Below are 25993 nucleotides of genomic sequence, written 5' to 3' on the forward strand. Positions count from 1 at the left end.
GAATTATCAGTTTTGGAATTTGGAATTTTAAATTATAACAGAATGAAGGTAGTTCCTCAGCTTTTATATCAGCACAAAAGTGTTAGAAAAATTATGGTTAACGGTTTATCTTGCATCGTGCATAAAACCATGGATACCATAGATATCAATACAGATCATTATGTTTCTTCTCATGTTTTATCCGTTGTTTTAAAAGGTGAATTAAATATTGAAACCTATTATGATGAAGAGCGGTTTTATGCAACTCAGAATCAGTTGGTTTTTATACCAAAAGGAAGATATATGATTTCGGATATATTACCTGAAGACGGGGAATTTGAAGCTGTTTTTTATTTTTTTGAAGAAGAAATCATCAATGAATTTTTAGGAGAAATTAAACCCGTAACTTCTTTAAATTCAAAACCTTCCTTGCTTTTAAATTATTCGGAAAATATTAGAGCATTTACAGAATCTATCCTTAAAGTATACACTGAAAATACAAATAAAGAAGTTACAAAACTGAAACTTTTAGAATTACTGTATTTAATTTATAATTCATCGCAACAGAATCATTTAATTCAAATTTTACTATCGTTAAATACTAAAAAGAAAAGAAACCTTGAAGAATTAATATTGGAAAATTTTGATAAACCTTTATCTATTGAAGATTATGCCTTTTTAGCAGGAAGAAGTATCTCTTCTTTTAATAGGGATTTCCAAAGAAAATTTGGAATGCCTCCTAAAAAATGGATCATAAAGAAACGTCTTGAAAAAGCTATTGAACTTTTAACGAATACAAATTTAAATATTGAACAAATTTCGTTTGAAGCTGGGTATGAAAATGTTTCCTATTTCATTAATTTATTTGGGAAGCAATTTGGTATTTCTCCAAAACAGTTTCTTATTAAAAGGAGAACTGATAAACTTTTGAACTAATACTGATACTTTCGATTATAATCTAAATTTAGTTCTTTTTTGCAGTTTTATTTTTGCTCAAATTATAAAATTATAAAAATGAGTAAAGTAAAAGTTAGTAAGATATCAGAAACGACTGTAAATCTTAATGCACAAAAAGTTTGGGAAAAATTAGTTGATTTTGGAGGTACAGAAAAATTTGTACCGGATCTTATTGAAAAAGTTATTGTAGAAGGAAGTGGAATAGGAGCTGTTCGAACAATTTATATAAAAGGTGGAGATGTGATTATTGAAAAGCTAACATCAATTGATCGAAGCAAATTAGAGATGAAATTTATTATTTTATCGACACCAATGCCTGTGTTTAATTATGAAGGTGTTTTTACAGTTATTTCACAAGAAGAAAATAAATGTAACGTAAGATTTGAATCAATATACGAAGTTTCGGTTGAGCAAAAAGAAGAAATGAATAGCATAATTAAAAATTTTCAGGAAACTTTTTTATCAAATTTAGATAAATAGTACAATTATGAAAAACCCAAATTCCAATCTGAATTTTTAGATTGGAATTTGGATTTTTATTATCTATTGTTTCTGTTTCTCAAGTACAGTAAGACCAAACCGAATTTTATCATAACCCATTTTTTCCTCAAAATGATCAAAATAAGGTTTTAATGCATTTGGATTTTCAAGCTCTATTTGGGCTTTTTGCAATAGAGTCACTTCTTCATCAGAAATAAATTGACTGACATCTATATCAACTCCATCCAGATATAATTTTGCCAAATGCGAAATAACAGTTGAAAGACCAAGATTTCTTTTTGCTGCTATTTCTTCGATTGTATCTCCTTTTTCAAAAAGCTCTAAAGTAGTTTTATAAGTACTGCTTTCTTTTTTTGCTTTTGTATTTGTTTTTTTGCTTTTTTGAAATTCAATAATGGCATTTATAAATTCTGAACCATATTTTTCAAGCTTAGCTTTTCCAACTCCGTCAATAGCCAGAAATTCTTCATCGCTCATTGGTCGTAAAGTTTCCATTTGTCTTAAAGCGGCATCACTAAAAATCACATAGGCAGGAACTTCATCTTCCAGAGCAATTTCGTAGCGTAATTTTCGAAGGGTTTCAAAAAGAGAGTTTTTAGTGGCTTTAGCTTTTGCTTCTTTGATTTCGTTTTTATCAATTACTTTTTTAATAACGGTTGTTAATTTTACTTTTTCACCTTCAAACAAAACTTTTTTTGCAAAAGGAGTTAATAAAATTTTGTTGTGTTGATGAAAAGCAATTTCGCAATATCCTAAATTTATTAATTGAATAAGATATTGATTCCAGTCATACCATGAAATATCAGCACCAATTCCGTAGGTTTTTAGGTCTTGATAATTTTTTTCGTAGATATATGCGTTTTTTGAGCCTCTTAAAAAATCAACAATTACTGCCAGAGGTTCTGATTCCTGTAAACGAGTAATGGCAGACAATGCTTTTTGTGCCAAAATAGTCCCGTCAAAAAAGACTGGCGGTTTTTTGCAAATATCACAATTGCCACAATTTTCGGTCACCAACTCACCAAAATACGAGAGCAGGATTTTTCTTCGGCAACTCAGGGCATCGGCGTATTGTTTCATTCGGTCTAATTTTGCCAGCTGTACATCAGAGTTTAATCCTTCTGAAGCAAATTTCTGAAGCTGAATTACATCGGCATAACTTTCAAACAAAACAGTTTCTGCAGGTAAACCGTCACGTCCGGCACGGCCAATTTCCTGATAATAGCCTTCAATATTTTTTGGTAAATTATAATGGATAACCCAGCGAACGTTAGATTTATCGATTCCCATTCCGAAAGCAATTGTAGCACAAACTACCTGACAATCATCATTTATAAATTCATCTTGCGTTTTTGCACGAAGTTTATTTTCCAGACCAGCGTGATATGCTTTTGCTGTAATACCGCTTTTTTGTAATTTTTCAGCCAGTTCTTCAGTAGTTTTTCGACTTAAACAATAAATAATACCGGATTCATTGGGTTTGTTTTCTACAAAATCAATAATTTGTTTTACGCGATCGAGTGCCGGACGGACTTCTAAACTTAAGTTTTTACGATCGAATGAAGCTACAAATGTCTTTGGATTTTTTAAGTTTAATTGTTTTGTAATATCGGTACGTGTTGCTTTATCTGCCGTTGCGGTTAAAGCCAAAATAGGAGTAGAAGGAAAGCGGCTTTTTAAATATCCTAAATTGGTATAAGCCGGACGAAAATCGTGTCCCCACGAAGAAATACAATGTGCTTCGTCAATTGCAATCAGGCTGATTGTCAATTCATTGAAAATAACATCCAGATAAGATAAACTTTCAGGTGCAATATAAACGAGTTTAAAAGTATTCGATTTTAAATTCTCAATATAAAATTGTTGTTCTTCGCTGGATTGGCTGCTATTGATATAACATGCTGATATTCCATTAGCTTTTAAACTATCTACCTGATCTTTCATCAGAGCGATTAAGGGCGAAATAACAATTGTAATTCCCGGTAAAACCAATGCCGGCAACTGAAAACATATTGATTTTCCGCCTCCCGTTGGCATAATGGCCAATGTATCCTGACCAGAAAGAATTGTATTAATAATAGTCTCCTGATTGGGTCTGAATTTTTCAAACCCAAAATTTTCTTTTAGTTTGGCGTGTAGTATTTCTGAAGTCATTTGGCTTATATTTTTGTTTGCAAATGTAGAATAAATTATAATATTTTTCTTATAAATAAAAATTTATTTTTGAGTTTAACGCAGTAATGTATTTTGACTAATAAAAAAAAGGAACCCGAATAGAGTTCCTTTAGTATATTAAAAAGATGATAAATTAATCTTCGTCATCTTCATCGTCATCTTCGTCAGAAATATCATTTTTTTCATCATCGTCATCATCGTCTCCACCATCAACATCAGGTTTGTCCAGATTTTCGTCTTCCTCATCATCATCAATATCATCATCGATATCAAGACCTTTAACGGGTTCGATTGTATCAACATCAACGTCTACGTCGATATCATCATCTTCATCATAATTTTCAATTCTATCAGCAAGTTTAGTACTGATTTTTACTAAATAAATAGTGTCTTCAGTTTTTACTTCAACAGCTTCTATTAATTCGTTTTTAGCATTTCTAAAACGGATTACATCCGAATCATCATAACCATCAGGAAATTTTTCAACCAAAAGGTTCAAAATTTCATTGGTAAGTTTAGCGTAGTCTACTATAACTCTTTTCATAAATATTCTATAAATCTAATAAATAGGCAAAAATTAACGGAGCAACAATGGTAGCATCCGACTCAATAATAAATTTGGGAGTTTTTATATCTAATTTACCCCAGGTAATTTTTTCGTTTGGAACTGCTCCGGAATACGAACCATAACTGGTTGTTGAATCTGAAATTTGGCAGAAATAGCTCCAAAACGGAATATCATGCATTTCCATATCCTGATATAACATAGGTACGACACATATTGGAAAATCTCCTGCAATACCACCACCAATTTGGAAAAATCCAATACCGTTAGTGCTGTTTTTTGGGTACCAGTCGGCCAGAAATGTCATGTATTCAATTCCTGATTTCATAGTAGATGCTTTTAAATCTCCTTTGATTACATAGGAGGCAAAAATATTTCCCATAGTACTGTCTTCCCATCCCGGTACAATAATAGGTAAATTTTTCTCAGCAGCTGCATACATCCAGCTGTCTTTTAAATCAATTTCGTAATATTCTTCTAAAACACCTGATAATAGCATTTTATACATGAATTCATGAGGAAAATAACGTTCTCCTTTATCATCTGCATCCTTCCAGATTTTATAAATGTGTTTTTGTAAACGGCGAAATGCTTCATGTTCAGGAATACAGGTGTCGGTAACACGATTTAAACCTCTTTCAAGTAATGCCCATTCATCTTCCGGTGTTAAATCACGGTAATTTGGCACTCTCTCATAATGTGAGTGTGCTACTAAATTCATGATATCCTCTTCTAAATTAGCTCCTGTACATGAAATAATCTGTACTTTATCCTGTCTGATTATTTCAGCAAAAATTTTACCAATTTCTGCCGTACTCATTGCGCCAGCCATACTTACCATCATTTTAGCACCATTTGCTAATTGTTGTTCGTATGCTTTTGCAGCGTCAACCAGAGAAGCAGAATTAAAATGTAAATAATGTTTTTCAATAAACTGACTGATTGGTCCTTTCATTTTGTTTTTTTTGTTTTTTGTTTTTTTTTGAATTAAAAGTTTAACCTTTTAGATGTTACTGCAAATTAATGATTTTATAAATATTAAGTTTTTAATTTGCACTTTTTTTTTATGTTTTTTTTGTGTATCCTAAAATCTTTAATACGTCCTCAGATGTTTGTTGTTCTGAAAAAACTTCAGTTCCCAAAATTCCATTTTCATCACGATCAATCAAAATATGTTTAGGCTGTGGAATCAAACAGTGATGTAAACCTCCATATCCTCCAATTGTTTCCTGATAAGCTCCTGTATTAAAGAAACCAATATACAAAGGCTTTTCTTTGTTGTATTTAGGCAGATAAATGGCGTTCATATTTTGTTCCGAGTTGTAATAATCATCACTGTCACAAGTTAGTCCTCCTAATAAAACCCGTTCGTAAGTATCATTCCAACGGTTTACAGCCAGCATAATAAAGCGTTTGTTGATAGCCCAGGTATCCGGCAAAGTGGTAATGAATGAAGAATCAATCATGTTCCATTTTTCTCTGTCATTTTGTTGCTTTTGATACAAAATCTGATAGATAGCACCACCGCTTTCACCTACAGTAAATGATCCGAATTCAGTAAAAATATTTGGAACATCAACTTCAGCTTCGTCACATGCAATTTTAATCTGATTGATAATTTCATCAATCATATATTGGTAATCATATTCAAAAGCCAATGAATTTTTAATCGGGAATCCACCGCCAATGTTCAAACCATCAAGGGTTGGGCATTCTCTTTTAAGCGCAATGTATACTTTAATACATTTCACCAGCTCATTCCAATAATAGGCTGTATCATTAATTCCGGTATTGATAAAGAAGTGAAGCATTTTCAATTCTAATTTATCATTTTCCTGAATTTGTTTTTTGTAAAACGAAACGATGTTTTTATATCCAATACCTAATCTGGAGGTATAAAATTCAAATTTAGGTTCTTCCTCAGCAGCAATACGGATTCCAATTTTGAATTTTCCTTTAATTTCAGCCTGAAGCAGATCAAGTTCTTCGTAATTATCAATAATCGGAATTGTATTTTTATGTCCGTTATTGATTAATCTGGCAATATTGGTAATGTATTCATCTCTTTTAAAACCATTACAAATTACATAAGTACTTTTGTTGATTTTATCATTTTCGAGTAAATTCTCTACAATATTGATATCAAAAGCTGATGATGTTTCAACGTGAATATTATTTTTAAAAGCTTCATTCATAATGTATTCAAAATGAGAGCTTTTTGTGCAATAGCAATAGTAATATTTTGCTTCGTATTTGTTTTTTTCCATCGATTTTCTGAACCAGGCTTTTGCCTTGTTGATATTTTCAGAAATCTGTGGTAAATAGGTAAATTTTAATGGCGTACCATATTGTTCAACCAATTTCATCAAATCGATATTGTGAAACTGTAAGTTGTCTTTATTTAATTTAAATTCCTCTTGTGGAAAATAATATGTTTGATTGATTAGGTCAGAATATTTTGTATTCATTTAGTTTCAATATTTAGAGTTGTAATTTTTAATTTAGTAAACGCTGCTAAATCTTTAATTCAAACCCTGATATTGGCAAATACAATTTCCAGTTTTTCGTTTTCTGCCTTTAAACATAAAAAAACATCTAAACAAAATGGACTTTTACTATTATAAAAACGGTTCAGTATCCTTAATAGGGAACTATTGAGACGGTTTCTATAAGAACTGAAATGTCTTTGTTTGTTGTTTGTTTTCATTGTGGCAAATGTAAAAAATAATATATACCTAATGCAATGCTTTTAATTAAAAAAAGTTTAAGATTTATAATCCTGAAACGCATCCAGAATCAATTTATTTTCAACCAATTGGTTTATTTTTATTTTTCCGATGCCTTCAATCAATGCAAACTGAATCAAACCGTATTCGTTTTTTTTGTCGTGAACAAGTAATTCAAGGATAGGTTCAATGTCATTTTCTTCGAATTTCACATCATCATAAATACCCTGAATTGCAGTTTTAATTTCAGAATATTCTGCAGGCGTAATTAAGTTTTTGTGTAAAGAAATATAACTTTCCAGAATCATTCCGACAGCAATAGCTTCACCGTGTAACAAGGTTTTTTTAGACTCGCTTTCTAAAAAATAACTTTCAATGGCATGACCTAAAGTATGTCCGAAATTTAACGCTTTACGAATGTTTTTCTCCGTTGGGTCCTGTATAACAATCTCATTTTTGATTTCAACAGAACGATAAATCAATTCATCAAAATCAGCGTAATCAATAGATTCTAAATTTAAAAACTGTCTCCAATACGGAGCGTCATAAATTAAACCGTGTTTTAGCATCTCGGCAAGACCTGAACGCATTTCGCTTTGTGGTAAAGTTTCAAGATATTGAGTGTCAATTAAAACCATTTGAGGTACATTAATAACACCAATCTGGTTTTTAAGATTTCCTAAATCTACTCCGGTTTTTCCACCTACAGAAGCATCTACCATAGACAATAGAGTAGTAGGAATGTGAATAAAATCGACACCGCGTTTAAATGTTGAAGCGACAAATCCGCCAAGATCTGTTACTACGCCACCGCCAAGATTAATAACCAATGATTTTCTGTCGGCACCAAGTTCTGTAAGCACATTCCAGATTTGAATACAGGTTTCTATATTTTTATTGACTTCACCGGATTCAAATTCTATAATTTCAATAGTTAAATCGGTTTCCAGTAAAGGCAAAAATTTTGGTAAGCAATGCTCATTTGTTTCATTATCAACTATAATAAATATATTGGAATATTTGTTTTCTTTTAAATGATTGTTTAAAGCTTCGTATGCATTTTGGTTAAAATGTACTAGATAATTATTTGCTTGAATAGATTGCATAATTCTTCGGTTAATTGAATGCGCAAAATAAGGCATTTTTAACTAAATAATATTCAAATCCTGATTCTAATTTGTTTTAAAAATGAGTTTTTATAATCATTAAAAATAAATTTTGTTGATTAACTTTTAAGTGATTTGGTTTCTCTTTGAAGTTGTGAATTCTTCGTTTAATAATTTTCAGGCTGAGAGAATTCACTTAATTAATTTTGAATTGATATAATGATGTTATGAATTTTTAAAAATATCCTTCTTTTGTTAAATAATATTCAAAACACTCTTTATCTTTGCCCAAAAATTAAATTTAATGGAAAAAATATTCGACAACACTCAGGTTGCATTTTCGTTAAAAAGCGATACGGAACTTGACAGAGCTTATTTTCTTTTTAAAATGATTGACAGCCAACCCTTGGTGAGGATAGGAACAGCTGTTACAAATTTTGCTATAAAAGCAAATCTTCCTGTTGAAGGATTAATTCGTGCAACCGTTTTTGACCATTTTTGTGGTGGAGTAAACGAAGACGATTGTATTACAGTAGTTGACAAAATGTTTACTAAAGGTGTTTCATCTGTTTTGGATTATTCAGTTGAAGGAAAAGAAGAAGAAGAACAGTTTGATGCGGCTTTGGAAATGACATTAAAAACCATCGAATTTGCCAAAGAACGTCTGGCAATTCCGTTTGCAGTTTTTAAGCCAACCGGTTTTGGTCGTTTTGAATTGTATGAAAAATTAGGAGAAAAACAGACCTTAACTCCGGCAGAGCAAGAAGAGTGGGATAGAGTAGTAGCTCGTTTTGATCATGTTTGTAATGAAGCACATAAAAAAGATGTTGCTTTACTGATTGATGGTGAAGAAAGCTGGATGCAGGACGCAGCCGATGATTTGGTTATTGACATGATGCGTAAATACAATAAGGAAAAAGCGATTGTTTTCAATACATTGCAAATGTATCGTTGGGATCGTCTGGATTATCTTAAGAATCTTCATGAGGTTGCTAAAAATGAAGGCTTTTTCATCGGAATGAAATTGGTTCGTGGTGCCTACATGGAAAAAGAAAACAAAAGAGCAGAAGAGAAAAATTATGTTTCGCCAATTTGTGTTTCTAAAGAAGCTACTGATGAAAATTACGATGCAGCTGTACATTATATGTTAGAGCATTTGGATACGATGTCAATTTTTGCAGGAACTCACAACGAATTGAGTTCTTATAAATTGATGGAAATGATGGAGGAAAAAGGAATTGCCAAAAATAATAACAAGATTTGGTTTGGACAATTATATGGTATGAGTGATAATATTAGTTACAACTTGGCCGCAAACGGTTATAATGTAGCTAAATATTTGCCATTTGGCCCAGTAAAAGATGTGATGCCGTACCTGATTCGACGCGCTGAAGAAAATACTTCGGTTGCAGGACAAACCAGTCGCGAATTATCAATGATTAAAGCTGAACGCAAAAGAAGAAAAGGAAAATAATTTTTTTGGATGTGTGTCCTATAATAATGGATACAGATATCATTATAAAAATAATAATTAATAAGCCGTCTCATGATTTGAGACGGCTTATTTGATTTTGTAATTTTATTATTAGAATGACTTAAGAAAAAACTACTGTTTTATTGCTGTAAACCATTGTTTTACGTTCTGCATGAAGTTTGATTGCCCTTGCCAGAACGATGCGTTCCAAATCACGTCCTTTCATTATAAAGTCTTCAACGGAGTGAATATGGGAAACACGTGCAATATCCTGCTCAATAATCGGTCCTTCATCTAATTCTTCCGTAACATAATGACTTGTTGCACCAATAATTTTAACACCTCTTTTAAAAGCCGAATGGTACGGTTTTGCACCGGGAAAAGCAGGTAAAAAAGAATGATGGATATTGATAATTTTATTTTCGTAAAGCGAAATTAAACCAGGTGTGATAATTTGCATGTAACGCGCCAGAACTATAAAATTGATTTGAAATTTTTTCAGCAATTCAATTTGTTTGGCTTCACCTTCTTCTTTATTGTCTTTCGTAAAAGGGACACAATGAAACGGAATGTCAAAACGTTCTGCGATTGATCTTAAATCATTATGATTACTGATAATAACCGGAATCTCAACATTTAATTCCCCTGCGCTGTATCTTCCTAAAATATCAAAAAGACAATGATCATATTTAGAAACAAACAATGCCATTTTTGGTTTTTGTTCCTGATTGTATAAATCCCAGGACATATCAAAATCCGTTGCAATTGTCTGGTCAAAATCAGCTTTTAAACCTTCAATAGTAATTTTGTAATTTGTTAATTCACATTCTAATCGCATAAAAAATACATTTTGCTCCACATCAACATGCTGATCAATGTATGTGATATTTCCTTCTACTTTTGCGATAAAAGTGGTCACTGCGGCAATAATTCCTTTTTGGTCTTTGCAGTGAATAAGAATGGTTATTTTTTGCATTATAATATTTATAGTTTTGGTTGGTTTTATTTAGCGTCCTGCATTGCAAAAACACTTTTTAATAAAGGAGTTGTTCTGGCGCTAATATTGTTACGGATCTCTTTTTCTTCAACAGCAATCATTTTAAAAACGCCCAGCAAAGCCTGGTTGGTCGTATAATCAGTCAAATCCGGATTTACTTTTTTTACTAACGGAATCGTATTGTATTTGCCGATGATTTTTGTCCAGATCACATCAGCACCCACTTTTGAAAATGAATTTTTGATGACAGGATTAAATTTTCCGTATAAAGCAGTCGTAGTACTGTTTTGCAAATAACTCGTTGCAGCGCTGTCGTTTCCTAACAAAATATTTTTGGCATCTGTAAATGACATATTTTTAACAGCCGAAACAAAAATCGGAGTTGCTTCTTTTACTGCATCTTCAGCGGCACGGTTCAGCACTTTTATTCCTTCATCCGCAAGAGAACTCAAACCTATTTTTCTTAAAGTAGCATCTACTTTTTGTAATTCTGCCGGCATTAAAATTTTTACTGCTTCATTTTTATAAAAGCCGTCAACAGCAGTCAATTTACTTACTTGTTGCGTAATTCCTTTATTTAAAGCTTCTTTTAATCCAGAGGCAATATCAACACCGCCAAGACTTGGAATTTGCGAAGATAATTGTGGCAATTGATTTAGTGTTTGTTGTACCTGTGCACATGATGTAAGCGAAAATGTAACGGCTAATAGTAAAATCTTTTTCATTCGTTGGGGGTTTTTATAAGTTTCAAAAATACTACTTATTCAAAAATAAAGCCACAATTTTATTTCAGGAGCACAAACATTTTGTTTCATAATTAACTTTTGTCCCGCTGTTCATTAAATCTGCGCAGAAAAAGCGCAGGATATCATTGCCATCGGGGCTATTCTGGAAATTTCATTTTTTTTAAGATGCGAAGTTTTTTAGAAAAAAAATAAAGTTACTATTATGTAAAACTATTGGAAACTGCCTTCAATATTTTCTCTGTCAGTTTGTTTGATTTCAGTTTTTGTAAACGAATAAGTTGATTCTTCTGTCCATTTCCATTTTTTCGAATGTATCATATCTATACCAATTGCGCTATAAATAATTTTAATGGTGTTTTTATTAGTCGCCATTTTTAATTCAATAAACTGATCTCTAATTTTTGCTGAAGATTCGTTTTTTTTACAATCCTGTAAATCTTCCAGGACTTTTTTATCTTCTTTGAACCATTCTTTCAAAAACGACAAGTGCGTGTCAGAACATTGATAACCAAGGTTAAGAGCGGTAAGAAGTTTACACTTTAAATTGCTTTCATCAGTTTTTTTATCTCCATCCCAATAACACTCATTACCAATAAAAGTAACAATATAGCCTAACGCTGCACGCTGTTGATTTGTTAATGTTTTAATATAATTTTCATTCAGCTGAATAGTATTGTTTTTGTCCAGCCAAAGTATTTTAATGTAAGTGTTTTGTGTTGCTTTACTTTGATGTTCCTCATTTATTAATGTAGTTTTTTGATTATTTAAAGTTTGTGAGAAAAATGGAATGCTGAAACTTAGAAAAATTAATAGAAAAAGGAGTCGTAAATTCATGAGTGGATATGTAAAATTATAATGATAAAAGTACTTGTTATATTTTATTTTCTACATAGTTAATTTATTTATTGCGTAATTCTTTTCTTAAAGCATCATTTATAAATTGGCAGATAACAAAAAAGCTATCCAAATTAGGATAGCTTTTCTGTAAAATAATATTTTTTAATTAAAAAGAGCCACAAGTATTACCTGCAAATGTAGCACCTGCTCCAGCAGAAACGTCTGCCTTAACAGCTGATTTATCAAGTGTTACAATAGTGTATGGAGGTGTAAATGCAGTGTTTTTCCCAACCTGATTACCTGAAGTACCTGAAAAAAGATTGTCTATAGCTGATACAGCTGTTAAACCAGTCATTAAATCAATAGGGGTTTTTACATTTTCAAATGAATTTTTTTCTACACGGATATTAGCTTCAAAACCTGCTGCAATACATTTATTACTCACAGTACTGTTGAAATAACAGTTTATGATATGTACTTTTCCAAATCTAACTCTTGGCATTCTTTCTCTACAGCCAGGAGCCCACCAGCAACGTGCAAATGTAATTCTGAATGTTCCGCGATCTGCTGTAGCGCTGTCACTTGAACCAATTAAATTTGAAAATCTATGATCATCCGTACCTCCGGAACCTCCGGCTTTTGGAGTTTTCAAATAGCTGAATTTAGTATAAGAAAAAGTAATATAATCTGATTTGTTTTTTACATCAAAATTTCCATCAACACCATCTCTTGATTCACAGTGATCAACCCATACATTTTGGCAGTCATCTAAAGTTGCGTTATCCCAACCATCAGTATCATAGGCCCCCGGTCCTTCAAAAATCAGGTTTCTAATGATGATATTTTTACATCTTTTTACATATATAATACCTGAGTTTGCTTTAGTCTGATCATTAGATACTAATTTTGCACCACTGGTACCATATATTGTTTTTCCGGTTTGATCCTGAAAAGATATTCTTCCGCCTGAAGGTATAGTAATAGTACCGGAAACTTTAACAACTTTTACTGAAGTGTTTTCAATAGCTGCTTTTAATTGAGCATAAGTAGTTACAGCTGTTTCTGCAGACGTTCCTCCTCCGGTTGTTCCTCCGTTTTGTGATGCCCATCCCGGAACTTCAGAGCAAACCCCTACTCTTGAAGTAGAAACATTTTCAGTTGCTGAGAGAACAGCATTTTCAGCATTTTGTTCAGAAGCAACATCATCTGTATTGCAGCTTGAAAAGCCTAAAATAATTGTAAATAAAAAAATAGTTAGTTTGGTTTTAAAATTCATTAGTTAGTTTTTTTGTGGTTAATACTAAATTTTATAGCATTGCAAAGATGTTTGTTAATTTTCATAAAATTATTGAACTTGTTCAATAATAGTGCAATTAATTTGAATATTTAATTTTTTATGTTTATTTATTTTAAACATAACATAATTTTCATATTTTTGCGTAATCGATTACATTATTTAAATTGTTCAGAAAATCTTATTTTAGAAAATTAAAAAAACATGTACGAAGCACTAAGACAAAACATAGAAAGAAAAATTTCCCTGACTGATGAAGAGTGGGGGTGTATTCTTAGCAAAACAGAATTTATTAAATTAAAGAAAAATGAATTTTTGCAAATCCAGGATTCTAATAATTCTTATGAAGGTTTTATTTTGAAAGGAGCTTTTAAAACATATATTTTAAATGAAAATGGAACTGAAAGCGTTATTTTTTTTTCATTTGAGAATCAGTGGTTGTGTGATTTAGAAAGTTTTTATTATCAAAAGCTAACAAAATATAATATAAAAGCAATTGAGGACAGTGAAATATTAGTGATTAATAAATCAAAGAAAATGTTGTTATTCAAACAAGTTCCCAAATTGATTCACTTTCATATTTTAATGGTCGAAAGAGCTAATATTGCAATACAGGAAAGACTTTTAGATGTCTTAAACAAAACTTCTAAACAAAGGTATATTGAATTTGTAAAAAAATATCCTCAGAAAACTCAAAAAATAAACAATAAAAATTTATCTTCTTATCTGGGAGTATCCCATGAATTTTTATCAAAAATCAAAAAAAGCTTTTAAAACTTTCAAGACTAAAAGTTTGAATTAAAAAAGAGCTATTAATTTTCTTTTAATTATGTTTCATTAAGTATAAAAAACTTCTTTCCATACTTAAAATAACCCGTTGGGTGTAATTAGTTTTTTTCGTCAATTCGAGTGCGAAACGTATAGAGAAGTTTGTTCCGTTTTTCTCTACAAAAAACACTCGAATTGACGTTTTTAATAATTACACCTAATCGGTTTAAAACAGAATATTTTATTATAAACTCCTTTTAATCTTATCATCAAAAAAATATTTTGAATGATAGGAATCAGTGTGTTTGCAAAAACAATTCTTTTTTTGTTAACATAAAGCTATAGTTATGATCAAATATTAAAATATTTTGTAAATTGCCCCTTTAAAATTATCATATTCATAAAATGGAACAACAAAAACCATATATTCCTAAAAATAAAGTAAGAATTGTTACTGCTGCTTCACTCTTTGACGGGCACGATGCAGCCATTAATATTATGCGCCGTATTATTCAGTCAACAGGGGTCGAAGTGATTCATTTGGGTCACGATCGCAGTGTTGAAGAAGTAGTGAATACCGCTATTCAGGAAGACGCAAATGCGATTGCCATGACATCGTATCAGGGAGGGCACAATGAATACTTTAAATATATGTATGATTTGCTCCATGAAAAAGGGGCGGGGCATATCAAGATTTTCGGCGGCGGCGGGGGAGTGATTCTGCCAAGCGAAATTTCAGAATTACAGGAATATGGCATTACCCGGATTTATTCGCCGGATGATGGGCGTTCTTTAGGTTTACAAGGAATGATTAACGATTTGGTAGAACAATCTGATTACCCGATTGGTGATAAACTAAACGGAGAAATCGATCATATAGAAAATAAAAATCCAACAGCAATTGCGCGTTTGATTTCCGCGGCAGAAAACTTTCCTGAGATTGCAAAACCTGTTTTCGATCAGATTCATAAAAATAATAATGATTCTAAAATTCCGGTTTTGGGAATCACCGGAACGGGCGGAGCCGGAAAATCATCTTTGGTAGATGAATTGGTTCGTCGTTTTTTAATTGATTTCCCGGAAAAAACAATCGGATTAATTTCTGTCGATCCTTCGAAAAGAAAAACCGGAGGAGCACTTTTGGGTGACAGAATCCGAATGAATGCTATTAATAATCCTCGGGTTTATATGCGTTCGCTGGCGACACGTCAGTCGAATTTGGCATTGTCAAAATATGTAGCAGAGGCGATTCAGGTTCTAAAAGCGGCAAAATACGATTTGATTATTTTGGAGACTTCCGGAATCGGACAATCAGATACCGAAATTATGGATCATTCTGATGTTTCTCTATATGTAATGACGCCTGAATTTGGTGCGGCAACACAATTGGAGAAAATTGATATGCTTGATTTTGCAGATTTAGTGGCTTTAAATAAATTTGATAAAAGAGGTGCTTTGGATGCAATTCGCGATGTAAAAAAACAATATCAGCGCAATCATAATTTATGGGACAAAAATCCTGATGAAATGCCTGTTTTCGGAACAATCGCTTCGCAGTTTAACGATCCGGGAATGAATACGCTTTACAAAGCAATTATGGATAAAATTGTCGAAAAAACAGATTCAAACCTGAATTCGACTTTTGAAATTACACGTGAAATGAGCGAGAAAATCTTCGTGATTCCACCACACAGAACACGTTATTTATCTGAAATTGCCGAGAATAACAGAAGTTATGATGAAAGCGCACTTTCACAGCAAAAAGTAGCGCAAAAATTATACGGAATTTTTAAAACCATCGAATCGGTTTCAGGTAAAATTCCACAGATTAATAAAGCAGGAATCGATGATGCAACTGTCCTCCCAAGCGGAATTCAGGAACATGACGAAAACAGAATCTTCTTAAACCTTTTACTGAATCAGTTTGATAAAGTAAAAATGGACTTAGATCCGTACAATTGGGAAATTATCCTGAATTGGGACGAAAAAGTAAATAAATACAAAAATCCGGTTTATACTTTTAAAGTTCGTGATAAAGAAATTAAAATTGCGACACATACCGAGAGTCTGTCACATATACAGATTCCGAAAATTGCTTTACCTAAATATGAGGCCTGGGGAGATATTTTACGTTGGAACCTGCAGGAAAATGTTCCGGGAGAATTTCCTTTTGCTTCGGGATTATATCCGTTTAAGCGTGAAGGCGAAGATCCGTCAAGAATGTTTGCTGGAGAAGGGGGACCGGAAAGAACCAACAAGCGTTTTCATTATGTGAGCGCTGGGTTGCCGGCAAAACGACTTTCAACCGCTTTTGACAGTGTGACTTTATACGGAAATGACCCGGATATTCGTCCGGATATTTATGGGAAAATTGGAAACGCAGGGGTTTCGATCTGTTGTTTGGACGATGCCAAAAAACTGTATTCAGGTTTTGATTTGGTTCATGCTTTAACTTCGGTAAGTATGACGATTAATGGACCGGCGCCAATGTTGTTGGGCTTTTTTATGAATGCAGCGATCGATCAGCAATGCGAATATTACATCAAAGCCAATGATTTAGAAAAAGAAGTTGAAGCTAAAATCAACAAAATATATACTGCAAAAGGTACTGAACGCCCTAAATACCAGGGCGATTTACCGGAAGGAAACAATGGCTTGGGGTTAATGCTTTTGGGAGTTACCGGTGAACAGGTTTTGCCTTTGGAAGTATATAATGATATAAAAGCCAAAACGTTATCGCAGGTACGCGGAACGGTTCAGGCCGATATTTTAAAAGAAGATCAGGCGCAAAATACCTGTATTTTCTCTACCGAATTTGCCTTGAGGCTGATGGGTGACGTTCAGGAATATTTTATTACCAAAAACGTTCGTAATTTTTATTCCGTTTCGATTTCAGGATACCATATTGCCGAGGCGGGGGCGAACCCAATTACGCAGTTGGCTTTCACACTTTCAAATGGTTTTACTTATGTGGAATATTACTTAAGCCGTGGAATGAGCATCAACGATTTTGGACCAAATTTATCGTTCTTTTTCTCTAATGGAGTAGATCCGGAATATTCGGTAATTGGTCGTGTGGCGCGTAAAATCTGGGCGAAAGCTATGAAAAACAAATACGGAGCCAACGAAAGAGCGCAAATGCTGAAATATCATATTCAGACTTCAGGGCGTTCGTTACATGCTCAGGAAATTGATTTTAATGATATCAGAACGACTTTGCAGGCTTTGTATGCGATTTATGACAACTGTAATTCATTGCACACGAATGCGTATGATGAAGCGATTACAACACCAACAGAAGAATCGGTACGTCGCGCGATGGCGATTCAGTTGATTATCAATAAAGAATTAGGTTTGGCGAAAAACGAAAATCCAATTCAGGGATCATTTATCATCGAAGAGTTAACTGATTTGGTAGAAGCAGCCGTTTTACAGGAATTTGACCGAATCACAGAACGTGGAGGCGTTTTGGGTACAATGGAAACGATGTACCAGCGTTCTAAAATCCAGGAAGAAAGCTTGTATTATGAAACCTTAAAACACAACGGAGATTTCCCGATTGTAGGTGTAAATACTTTTCTGAGTTCAAAAGGTTCTCCAACGGTAATTCCGGCTGAAGTTATTCGCGCTACCGAAGAAGAAAAACAATATCAGATTACGATGCTGGATAATTTACACCAATTCCATGAAGAAAAAGTGAACGAGCATTTAAACAAACTACAGGAAGCCGCCATTAACAACGAAAACTTATTCGAACATTTGATGGAAGCTACAAAAGTTTGTTCGCTGGGTCAGATTACTTCGGCATTGTTTGAAGTTGGTGGGCAATATAGAAGGAATATGTAGAAATTTTTTAGATTTTTATTTTTATTGAAAAAGCCTCTCAGAAATGAGAGGCTTTTTTGTGATATTTAAAAAAAAAATTAAATTTAAATTCATTTTTATTGTATGTTTGATAATATTAAGGGTGTAATGAAAACGAATTCTGTTTTGATCGTAGTAACTTTATTTATGATAATTTTAATAAATGATTGGAGTTGTTTTTTTAAATTATAGTAATTATGAATGAACCAATTGCATTAATAAAGGACGGTAAAAATTTTTCTTCATATTATTTTTATAATAATTTTTTGAAAAGTGTTTCTCAATACTATAGAGAAGATAAGAATCAAAATACAATTCAATTTAGTTTAATTGTTGAAGAAGATAATGAGATTGTAGGAAACAAATATTTCATTGATCCGATTACGTTACCTCTTTTAGTAAGCTTAGCAGAACAATTAAAAAAATACCATCGTTCAAGTTTACCTTTACTACTTTCTAATAATAAAGCAACTAAAAGTGTATTGTCATTTTTAGACAAAGCAGATTTTTTTCATTTAGTGGGAGAAAATTACAATCCAACTTATCCTATAGGTAAAGAAATATTTTCATTTGATAAAAGATATTTAGGAGACTTAAAAGTTAATAATCAAAGAGCTGAACATAAATTAAGAGGTTACTCAATTAATGAAGAGGATTTATCTAATAAAATTAAGGAATTTGATTCTTCAGAAAGACAAAGAGATTATTTAGTTGAATATTATACATATAAAGTTAAAGATCATTTCGGGATTCTACTTTTTTCCAATAATCAAACTCAAATATTGACTTTTGAATTTATAGATATTTTAGCAGAGCTTATAACTAACGGAGTTTTACATTCTGGCTCAGATGCATATACTTTAATGTTTTCCAATAAATTTAAAACTAGTTTTTCTATTTCAGATAGTGGTATAGGTCTTTATGCTTCATTAAGTAATAAAGATACATCTAATAACAACTATTATATTAAGTTTGAAATTTTCAAAGAATTAAAAAAATTGAATAAATTAAAAATTTCAGAACAAATTGAGAATTCATTATTAGCAATTTTTGAAACATTATACTATTCAATGTTAAAGGACAGAAAAGGACTTTTTGACTTGATGTGTAATGTAGTTATTAATTGTGAGGGATATTTTAGGTTGCATAATGAGAATGCTCAAATTATTATTTCTAATAGAATGTTAGAAGAATTAATTATTTTATTTGAGTCAAGAAAAAAAATTATTCAATTGCATGATAATTTATTATTTAAAAGAATCACTAAGGAAAATTTTGAAGAAGAGATCAAAAAAAACGCAATTGAAGTAAAAACTAAATTTATAAAACTAGCAGTTTCAATTTTTGAAAGATATCATATAGATACAAGATTTTCTTCGATAAGATTATTTGAAGTTAAATTTAGAGGTGTACATGTCGAAGTTGAAATTCCTAATGTAAAGTAGTTATGATAATATCTAAAATTGAAAAAGATGTGTTTTTGTACTATAATCTTCATGCTGAGCAAACTATTACCGGTACTTTTTTTAATGATTCTATATGTTCAGGAATTTTTGATGAACAATTAACTATATCTACACTTGAAGTCATAGATAAAGATTTAGATAAAATGGTGGGCATAGATTCTAAAATTGTAGTTTTAGATTTGATAAGATTAAAAGATGCTTCCAACAATTTAAAAGTGCTTTTATTTAATATTTCAACCAAATGTCAAGATTTAATATTCACAAATATTAAGTCGAATGTTTTTTCAAAATTAGATCTAGAATTGTCTAATAAGCACAATGTAAAGAATGGTAATGATTATTCGATATTATATTATTCACCAGAAACTAAAGAATATACAATAGAAAAAACAGATGATTTATTTGATTCTGAGTTTAAAAAAATTATAATAAAATACAATAAAGATAATATTCCAGAATATCATGAGTCTTCATCAGTATATCTTACTAAATATATAGATATAAAAGAAATGATATCTGTAGATAAGGCATTCTTTATATATGCATTATATCAATTAGCTTTAAAAATTAAAAGTAACTGGTTAGATCATTTAGCTATAGAAAGTGAGAGGCCAACTTTGATTTGTCAAAATCTTAACAGTTCATATATTGCATCAGTACTGTCTAGTTTTTTAAGACTTGATATTTTAATTTTAGATCATTTAGGTCCGGTAAATACAATGTATAGTAGTTTAAATAATAAAATAGAAGAAGAGAAGAGCTACATTATTGTTTCCGATGTTGTTTGTTTGGGTACAGAAGTAAAAATCGCAAAAAATATCATTACATTTTTAAAAGGTAAGGTCTTCGGTAATATAGCTATTGTTAAAATTAATACATTATTAGAAGATCATATGAAGAAAGAAGAAAAGAAAATGAAAACTTTATCCGTTTTTAATATTTCAAAAGATAATAACGATGGAATTGATTTTGAAATTAAAACAGCTTTTACATTGTAATTTATGAATAAAAAGGCTATAATACATTTATCAGATTTGCATATTTCTATTCATGAAACTTTGAAGGGAGTTCCTATAGATTGTAATTCTATATTAACAACTGACAAATTTAATGAATCTGTCAATAATTTTATTAAGGAGTTTTGTAAAACCATAAATGAAAAATTTAATGGCACTGAATTAATACTTGTAATATCAGGAGATATTACTGATAAATCAATTGTTGAAGAATATAGTACTGCTAAATATATAATAGAAGAAATTACCTCAAAATTAAATATACCAGAACATAAAATATTGATAGTTCCTGGTGATCATGATATTAATAGAGATGACTGTAGAAAAGCACATGAAAACGGCAAGCGAAATGAAGATAATAAGAAATCATTTGAGTATTTCGATGAGAAATTTGAAAAGTTCAAAAGTTTTTATGATAGTTTTTACAAAAGCGGCTTGACCATTTTTGATTCAAAAAAAAGTATTATTAATTATATTAAACTTGATGATGAAAAATTATTATTGATTGGATTGAATTCAAATTTTAAAATAGATTATGATGGGGGAAATGGTTTTTTTAATACCATTCAACTTGAATCTGAATTAGATGAAATTAATAAAACTTATTCAGAATATTCTAAAATTGCTGTTTTTCACCATAATATTTTTGCTTCTTATGAAAATAAAATGAAAGGTCAATGGGATGATGAACACAATAATAGGTTAGCAGTTTTTCGCGTTTTTGAAAAATATCCAATTAATTGTCTTTTTTATGGCAATGAGCATACTAGAAGTTCAGCAATATCAATAAGTCATAGAATAGCATATAGTGATTCTGGTACTTTTGCTAATTCAAAAAAAAACCCGATTTCTTCTTTTAAAGTCTATGAAATTTTATTTGACAAAAAGAGTTTAAAATTGAAAAATAACCTCTTTTTGTTGTTAGAAGGTGGGTTATCGGATTTAGAATTTAAATTTGGTAAATGGACTTTACAACTTCAATCAGAATTAGATGGTGAGTTAGATGAAATTTCTATACGGATTCCAGAAGAATCGGAAGAAGTAAAAGAAGACTTATCATTAGATAAAACTTTTGAAGAACCAAAATTAATAGTAGAAGCAAAAAAGCCAATTCCAGTAAATTATTTACCATTTAGTAATGAAAACGAAGACCATAAAAAACTTTTAAAAATTATTAAAACTAAAAATTTATTTCATTCAGGACATTTTCATTGGAGTGAAACTTCAAGAGCTCATAATTGGATAGATATTTCTCAAATATTGAATGATAGGAATAATTTATTAGATTCAAAAAAAATGATCTTAAATATTATTTCTAAAAACAAACTCGAATTTGATTTTATTATTGGTTTAGGTATTGAGGGAAATATTTTAGCAACCAGAACCTCTGTAATATATAATAAACCCTATACATTTCTACCATATTCATATCGATATGATGATCATTCTAAATTTGAAAAAAAATTAAATTTTCAAAATAATGGAATATATGATACTATATTAATTGTTACTGATGTGGTTCATGATGGCAGAACGATTCGAAAATTATTGCACAAAAAAAGAGAGGATGAAACTTATAAGTTTTTCCAAAAAGCAAAAAAAATTATTGTTGTTTCTTTATTTTTTACTGGAGAATTATCACTTGATAATACTGAATACCATATTTTATTAAATAGATCTGACAATAATGAATTTGATTCAGTAAATGACCATGTTGAAGATCGAATTCAATTCCACTTTGTCTCTCACATTAAGGTAGAAACTTGTCCATATACTAAAGAAAATTATAAGACTGATTGTATCATAGTTAGAGAAGGATTATCATGTATTCATAAATTTTATACTGAAAAACAAGAACCTGAAGAAATATTAAAAAGTAATTAAAAAAATGGAAATAGATTCAGCAGAAATTTTTAATCAAAAACTTAAAGAAAAAAAACTTACTATAGTTTGTGCAGAGAGTATAACAGCAGGTTTACTAGCGAGTACAATCGCTTCAATTCCTGGAGCTTCTGATGTTTTAAAAGGAAGTATTGTGACTTACAGCCGTGAATTAAAAACTAGTATTCTAAATGTTGATCCGAGAATAATAGACGATAATACTGCTGAGTCAATTCAAACTACTATTGAAATGGCTTATGGACTAACCAAAATATATCCAAGTGCGGATATTTTTGTTGCCGTAACTGGAGTAGCTTCTGCACCAAAGAATGGTTATAAACTTGATAAAGAAGTTGGTCAAATATACATTGCTGTTTATCATAAGAACAAAATGAATGAACTTGGTAAAATTATAGACCAAAACGATATAAAAAGAATTAGCGATATTGCAAAACAAAATAATGTCGAAAAAACAAAAAGAAATATTATAAGAGAACTAACTGTTCAAAGCATTTTTGACTTTATTCTTAGCGTTATTTAAAATCATTGCAGCCAATTTCTATTTTGTAAGAATAATTTTTTTAGAGAAAGATATTTAGTAGTCAACTATAGAAACTATTCAAGAAAAAAGCTACAATAAGAAAGTATTAATTGATTTTCAAACCGGAACAGGTGGAAACGGTTTAAAATATAAATATCACCAATCTTTTTTGATATACACAAGCGGTAAGCTCGATCTAGCAAAAGCTTTAAATTTAATCAACCAGACAAGAATCGCCAACATGAATCAAAAACTCAAATTACTCTAAAAGGAAACAACTGAAGAACTGTTTCTAAAATAATTGATAATTAAGACTTTGTTTGAAGTAGGAGGATATATAGAAGAAATAGTAGCATATATGACAATCCAACAATACCTAGAAAATATAAAAGGTTTAAATGTCACAAAAAACATAAGCAAAAATTCTAATCATACCGATTTAGATAACCCTGCTATGAAAATTTCATTAGAAAATAATAAATTCTATTTTAACCTTTCTGATTTAGAATTCACAAATGATCAGCAAAAAGCAGATAGAGGGGAAGCTATATTAAATTCAGAAATTATAAATCAAGTTGCAGATTGTTTAGGTTTACTATTTATAAATGAAAAAGAAACAGAAGGAAATGTTTGTTTTGTCAATAGTAATGAATTGCGTCCCGAATTCAGACAAAATTTTACAAGTATAGATTTATTAGATTATTGTTATGCAGTTTTGCATTCTACAATTAATGAATTTTCAGAAATTAATTCTGCCAGGATTCCAATTACATCAGATACTTCAGTTTTTTGGAAATTAGTGAATTACGGAAGTGAATTACGAAATAAAAATTCATTAAAATAAATCATATCCTTGGATTATAGCACAAAAAAAAGCAGCTCAATTAAAAGCTGCTTTTTATAATGGTGGCAAAATCAAATAATTAACGGCGAAACGCTGGACTTTCGTTTACTGAATCATCAATTTTAACTGTTTTTGATTTTTTGTTTGAAACAATAATTTCATGTTTTACAACTTTGTTGTTCTCCTGTACTTCTAAATAGTAAGTTCCGGCAGGATAAGCTTCTAAACTTAAAGTTTTTGAAGTTTCCGATTCGTTTACAGCAGATTCTCCTGTGTAAAGTAAATTATGGTTTTCGTCAAAAATTGAAAAATTTGATTTTTCAATGGTGTTTAATGTAAAACTCACTACTTTTCCATTTCCGGTTTTTATATACAAAATATAATCTCCTTTTTTGTTACTTGCATAAGTACTGATTGCTGTTAAAAATACAGCTGCAACTAAGACTAATTTAAAAATTTGTTTCATGTTTTTAATTTTAATTTTTAATTTCTGATACGTGGTGCGGCAAAACTACAAATACTTCGCAGAATTCAAAATTTTTCCGATACTAATTATTAACACTAAGTTGTTGAATTAAAAGGGTTTCAGTCATTTTTCCAGTATATATGCAGATTTATTGATGTGTTAGGTTAATTTTTCTGATATATTTTTAAAGTTTTAACAATCAGGTACTTATATTTTGTTAAGTATTGATTTGTTAATTTTTTTACAGCTCAATTTTTAGGCAATCAAAGTATAAAATAAAAAAACAGCTCAAGAACCACCAAGAGCTGTTTTTAAAACAATTAAGTTTTAAACTTTACTAACTATCTAACCTCATTTATACTGTATGATAACAATATAACTTTTTTAGCGTACTGCTACGCTTGAACTTTTTGCAGAACCTGCTTTATAAACTGATGAAATTGCTTTTGATGATAAAACAGTTGTATCATCAGTAATAGTAATTTCATGTCTTACTTTTTTAAGATTGTCTTCAACTTCTAATATGTAAGTTCCTGCAGGAAATTCTTCAAAGCTGAAAGTTTTTAAAATTCCGTCTTTACCTGAAGCATTTTCAGAATAAATTACAGTACCGTCTGTAGAATAGATAGTTAAGTAAGCTTTTTTTACATTGTTTAATGCGAAAGTTACTTCTTTATCTTTATTTTTTCCTTTCATTACATGAAGCGTAAAATCTTCATTCCCGTCAATTGCATATGTACTCATTCCTGTGAAAAGTACTGCACATACTAAACTTAATTTTAACGTCTTTTTCATAATTATAGTTTTAAATTTCTTATCTATTTCTATACTGCTAAATTACTTCAATAATAGACTCAGGGACACAACCCTATTTTCTAATTTATATGCTATATTCTCATTTACGAAACCGTTATAGGTTAAAATTTGAATTATACTAGGTGTTTTTGTTAATTTGATTATTATTTTTCAATGTTTTTGATCGTATTGAGAATATGAAAACCAATCAAAAGATTTTATTGATTACTCGTAATTTTTGTCAGAAAAAAAATAATTAATAATAATTAATCTGTAAAAAGCAGAAAACAAAAAAAACAGCTCGAGAACCACCAAGAGCTGTTTTGAAAACATTTAAGTTTTTAAACTTTACTAACTATCTAACCTCATTTTATACTGTATGCGAGTATAAACTTTTTTAGCGTACTGCTACGCTTGTATTTTTAGCAGAAGAACCTGCTTTGTAAACTAATGAAACTGTTTTTGGTGATAAAATTATATTGTCACCTTTAACAGTGATTTCATATTTTGTTGTTTTTACGCTATCTTCTATTTTTAAGAAATAAGTTCCTTCCGGAAATTGTTCAAATCTAAAAGTTTTTAGGATTCCATCTTTGCCTGAAGCATTTTCAGAATAAATTTGAGTTCCTTCATTATCATAGATCGATAAGGTTGCTTTTGTTACATTATTTAATGCAAAAGTAACTTCGTTACCACCATTTCCATTAATTACATGAAGAAATGAATCTCCATTACCTTCAATTGCATATGTATTGATTCCTGCAAAAAGCACTGCTACTACTAAACTTAATTTTAACATCTTTTTCATGGCTTTATTTTTTTAAATTATTGTTCTAATTCTATACTGCTAAATTACTTCAACAGGGGAGTAAAACACACAACTCTATTTTCTGATATATATGCTATATTCTCATTTACGAAACCGTTATAGGTTAAAATTTGAATTATATTAGGTGTTTTTGTTAATTTGATTATTATTTTTTAATGTTTTTAAT

General features: G+C 30.6%; 22 protein-coding genes. 10 read left to right on the forward strand and 12 right to left on the reverse strand.

Going from position 1 to position 25993, the window contains the following annotated elements; translation table 11 throughout:
• Positions 1 to 42 precede the first annotated feature (42 nt).
• Together PMI10_RS21000 and PMI10_RS21005 are read left to right on the forward strand one after the other, a co-directional pair.
• The gene (locus tag PMI10_RS21000; RefSeq protein ID WP_007811602.1) at positions 43 to 915 is read left to right on the forward strand and encodes a helix-turn-helix domain-containing protein; all 873 of its coding nucleotides are present in this window, start codon (positions 43 to 45) and stop codon (positions 913 to 915) included.
• A 78-nt stretch (positions 916 to 993) separates the two neighbouring features.
• Entirely contained in the window at positions 994 to 1416 is a 423-nt protein-coding gene (locus PMI10_RS21005) for an SRPBCC family protein (protein WP_007811604.1), read from the forward strand.
• 63 nt (positions 1417 to 1479) lie between these two features.
• Here the strand turns inward: PMI10_RS21005 and recQ are convergent, their stop codons facing one another.
• The 5 genes from recQ to aroB all read right to left on the reverse strand — a co-directional run bounded on the left by recQ (position 1480) and on the right by aroB (position 8009).
• Positions 1480 to 3591: a DNA helicase RecQ gene (gene recQ, locus PMI10_RS21010; RefSeq protein WP_007811605.1), complete on the reverse strand. Its 2112-nt coding sequence runs from the start codon at positions 3589 to 3591 to the stop codon at positions 1480 to 1482.
• Positions 3592 to 3745: 154 nt separating this feature from the next.
• The gene (locus tag PMI10_RS21015) at positions 3746 to 4156 is read right to left on the reverse strand and encodes a hypothetical protein (protein ID WP_007811607.1); all 411 of its coding nucleotides are present in this window, start codon (positions 4154 to 4156) and stop codon (positions 3746 to 3748) included.
• 7 nt (positions 4157 to 4163) lie between these two features.
• Positions 4164 to 5132 carry a deoxyhypusine synthase family protein gene (locus PMI10_RS21020; RefSeq protein WP_007811609.1) on the reverse strand — a complete coding sequence of 323 codons (969 nt, stop codon included), beginning with the start codon at positions 5130 to 5132 and terminating at the stop codon, positions 4164 to 4166.
• 109 nt (positions 5133 to 5241) lie between these two features.
• Positions 5242 to 6645 carry a decarboxylase gene (locus PMI10_RS21025; protein WP_007811612.1) on the reverse strand — a complete coding sequence of 468 codons (1404 nt, stop codon included), beginning with the start codon at positions 6643 to 6645 and terminating at the stop codon, positions 5242 to 5244.
• A gap of 296 nt (positions 6646 to 6941) precedes the next feature.
• Complete coding sequence (gene aroB, locus PMI10_RS21035) at positions 6942 to 8009, reverse strand: 3-dehydroquinate synthase (protein ID WP_007811614.1); 1068 nt, start codon at positions 8007 to 8009, stop codon at positions 6942 to 6944.
• 304 nt (positions 8010 to 8313) lie between these two features.
• On the opposite strand from aroB, the gene PMI10_RS21040 reads away from it, so the two are divergent.
• On the forward strand, positions 8314 to 9483 hold the full coding sequence (locus tag PMI10_RS21040; protein ID WP_007811619.1) for a proline dehydrogenase family protein: 1170 nt from the start codon (positions 8314 to 8316) through the stop codon (positions 9481 to 9483).
• A 121-nt stretch (positions 9484 to 9604) separates the two neighbouring features.
• Here the strand turns inward: PMI10_RS21040 and purU are convergent, their stop codons facing one another.
• From purU to PMI10_RS21060, 4 genes are all read right to left on the reverse strand, one after another.
• On the reverse strand, positions 9605 to 10459 hold the full coding sequence (gene purU / locus PMI10_RS21045) for a formyltetrahydrofolate deformylase (RefSeq protein WP_007811620.1): 855 nt from the start codon (positions 10457 to 10459) through the stop codon (positions 9605 to 9607).
• 26 nt (positions 10460 to 10485) lie between these two features.
• On the reverse strand, positions 10486 to 11205 hold the full coding sequence (locus tag PMI10_RS21050) for a DUF4197 domain-containing protein (RefSeq protein WP_007811622.1): 720 nt from the start codon (positions 11203 to 11205) through the stop codon (positions 10486 to 10488).
• Positions 11206 to 11436: 231 nt separating this feature from the next.
• Complete coding sequence (locus PMI10_RS21055; protein ID WP_007811623.1) at positions 11437 to 12060, reverse strand: hypothetical protein; 624 nt, start codon at positions 12058 to 12060, stop codon at positions 11437 to 11439.
• A 169-nt stretch (positions 12061 to 12229) separates the two neighbouring features.
• Positions 12230 to 13339, reverse strand: coding sequence for a pectate lyase family protein (locus PMI10_RS21060; protein ID WP_007811625.1), 1110 nt, complete (start codon positions 13337 to 13339; stop codon positions 12230 to 12232).
• Positions 13340 to 13561: 222 nt separating this feature from the next.
• On the opposite strand from PMI10_RS21060, the gene PMI10_RS21065 reads away from it, so the two are divergent.
• The 7 genes from PMI10_RS21065 to PMI10_RS21095 all read left to right on the forward strand — a co-directional run bounded on the left by PMI10_RS21065 (position 13562) and on the right by PMI10_RS21095 (position 23737).
• On the forward strand, positions 13562 to 14131 hold the full coding sequence (locus tag PMI10_RS21065; RefSeq protein WP_007811626.1) for a Crp/Fnr family transcriptional regulator: 570 nt from the start codon (positions 13562 to 13564) through the stop codon (positions 14129 to 14131).
• Positions 14132 to 14530: 399 nt separating this feature from the next.
• A complete protein-coding gene (locus PMI10_RS21070) occupies positions 14531 to 17971 on the forward strand; it encodes a methylmalonyl-CoA mutase family protein (RefSeq protein WP_007811628.1) in 3441 nt (1146 codons plus the stop codon).
• Between the two features lie 215 nt (positions 17972 to 18186).
• Positions 18187 to 19434: a hypothetical protein gene (locus PMI10_RS21075; RefSeq protein ID WP_007811631.1), complete on the forward strand. Its 1248-nt coding sequence runs from the start codon at positions 18187 to 18189 to the stop codon at positions 19432 to 19434.
• 2 nt (positions 19435 to 19436) lie between these two features.
• On the forward strand, positions 19437 to 20453 hold the full coding sequence (locus PMI10_RS21080; protein WP_007811633.1) for a hypothetical protein: 1017 nt from the start codon (positions 19437 to 19439) through the stop codon (positions 20451 to 20453).
• 3 nt (positions 20454 to 20456) lie between these two features.
• On the forward strand, positions 20457 to 22355 hold the full coding sequence (locus tag PMI10_RS21085) for a hypothetical protein (protein WP_007811634.1): 1899 nt from the start codon (positions 20457 to 20459) through the stop codon (positions 22353 to 22355).
• 4 nt (positions 22356 to 22359) lie between these two features.
• Complete coding sequence (locus PMI10_RS21090) at positions 22360 to 22893, forward strand: CinA family protein (protein WP_007811636.1); 534 nt, start codon at positions 22360 to 22362, stop codon at positions 22891 to 22893.
• A 301-nt stretch (positions 22894 to 23194) separates the two neighbouring features.
• Positions 23195 to 23737, forward strand: a complete 543-nt coding sequence (locus PMI10_RS21095; protein WP_007811637.1) for a type ISP restriction/modification enzyme — start codon at positions 23195 to 23197, stop codon at positions 23735 to 23737.
• A 79-nt stretch (positions 23738 to 23816) separates the two neighbouring features.
• Here the strand turns inward: PMI10_RS21095 and PMI10_RS21100 are convergent, their stop codons facing one another.
• The 3 genes from PMI10_RS21100 to PMI10_RS21110 all read right to left on the reverse strand — a co-directional run bounded on the left by PMI10_RS21100 (position 23817) and on the right by PMI10_RS21110 (position 25806).
• Positions 23817 to 24203 (reverse strand): T9SS type A sorting domain-containing protein, encoded by a 387-nt coding sequence (locus tag PMI10_RS21100; RefSeq protein ID WP_007811639.1) that lies wholly within the window; start codon positions 24201 to 24203, stop codon positions 23817 to 23819.
• Positions 24204 to 24587: 384 nt separating this feature from the next.
• Complete coding sequence (locus tag PMI10_RS21105; protein WP_007811642.1) at positions 24588 to 24998, reverse strand: T9SS type A sorting domain-containing protein; 411 nt, start codon at positions 24996 to 24998, stop codon at positions 24588 to 24590.
• A 397-nt stretch (positions 24999 to 25395) separates the two neighbouring features.
• Positions 25396 to 25806: a T9SS type A sorting domain-containing protein gene (locus PMI10_RS21110; RefSeq protein WP_007811645.1), complete on the reverse strand. Its 411-nt coding sequence runs from the start codon at positions 25804 to 25806 to the stop codon at positions 25396 to 25398.
• Between the last annotated feature and the right edge of the window lie 187 nt (positions 25807 to 25993).

Origin of the sequence: Flavobacterium sp. CF136 (assembly GCF_000282055.1) — a bacterium.
In the GTDB taxonomy this organism is placed as follows: domain Bacteria; phylum Bacteroidota; class Bacteroidia; order Flavobacteriales; family Flavobacteriaceae; genus Flavobacterium.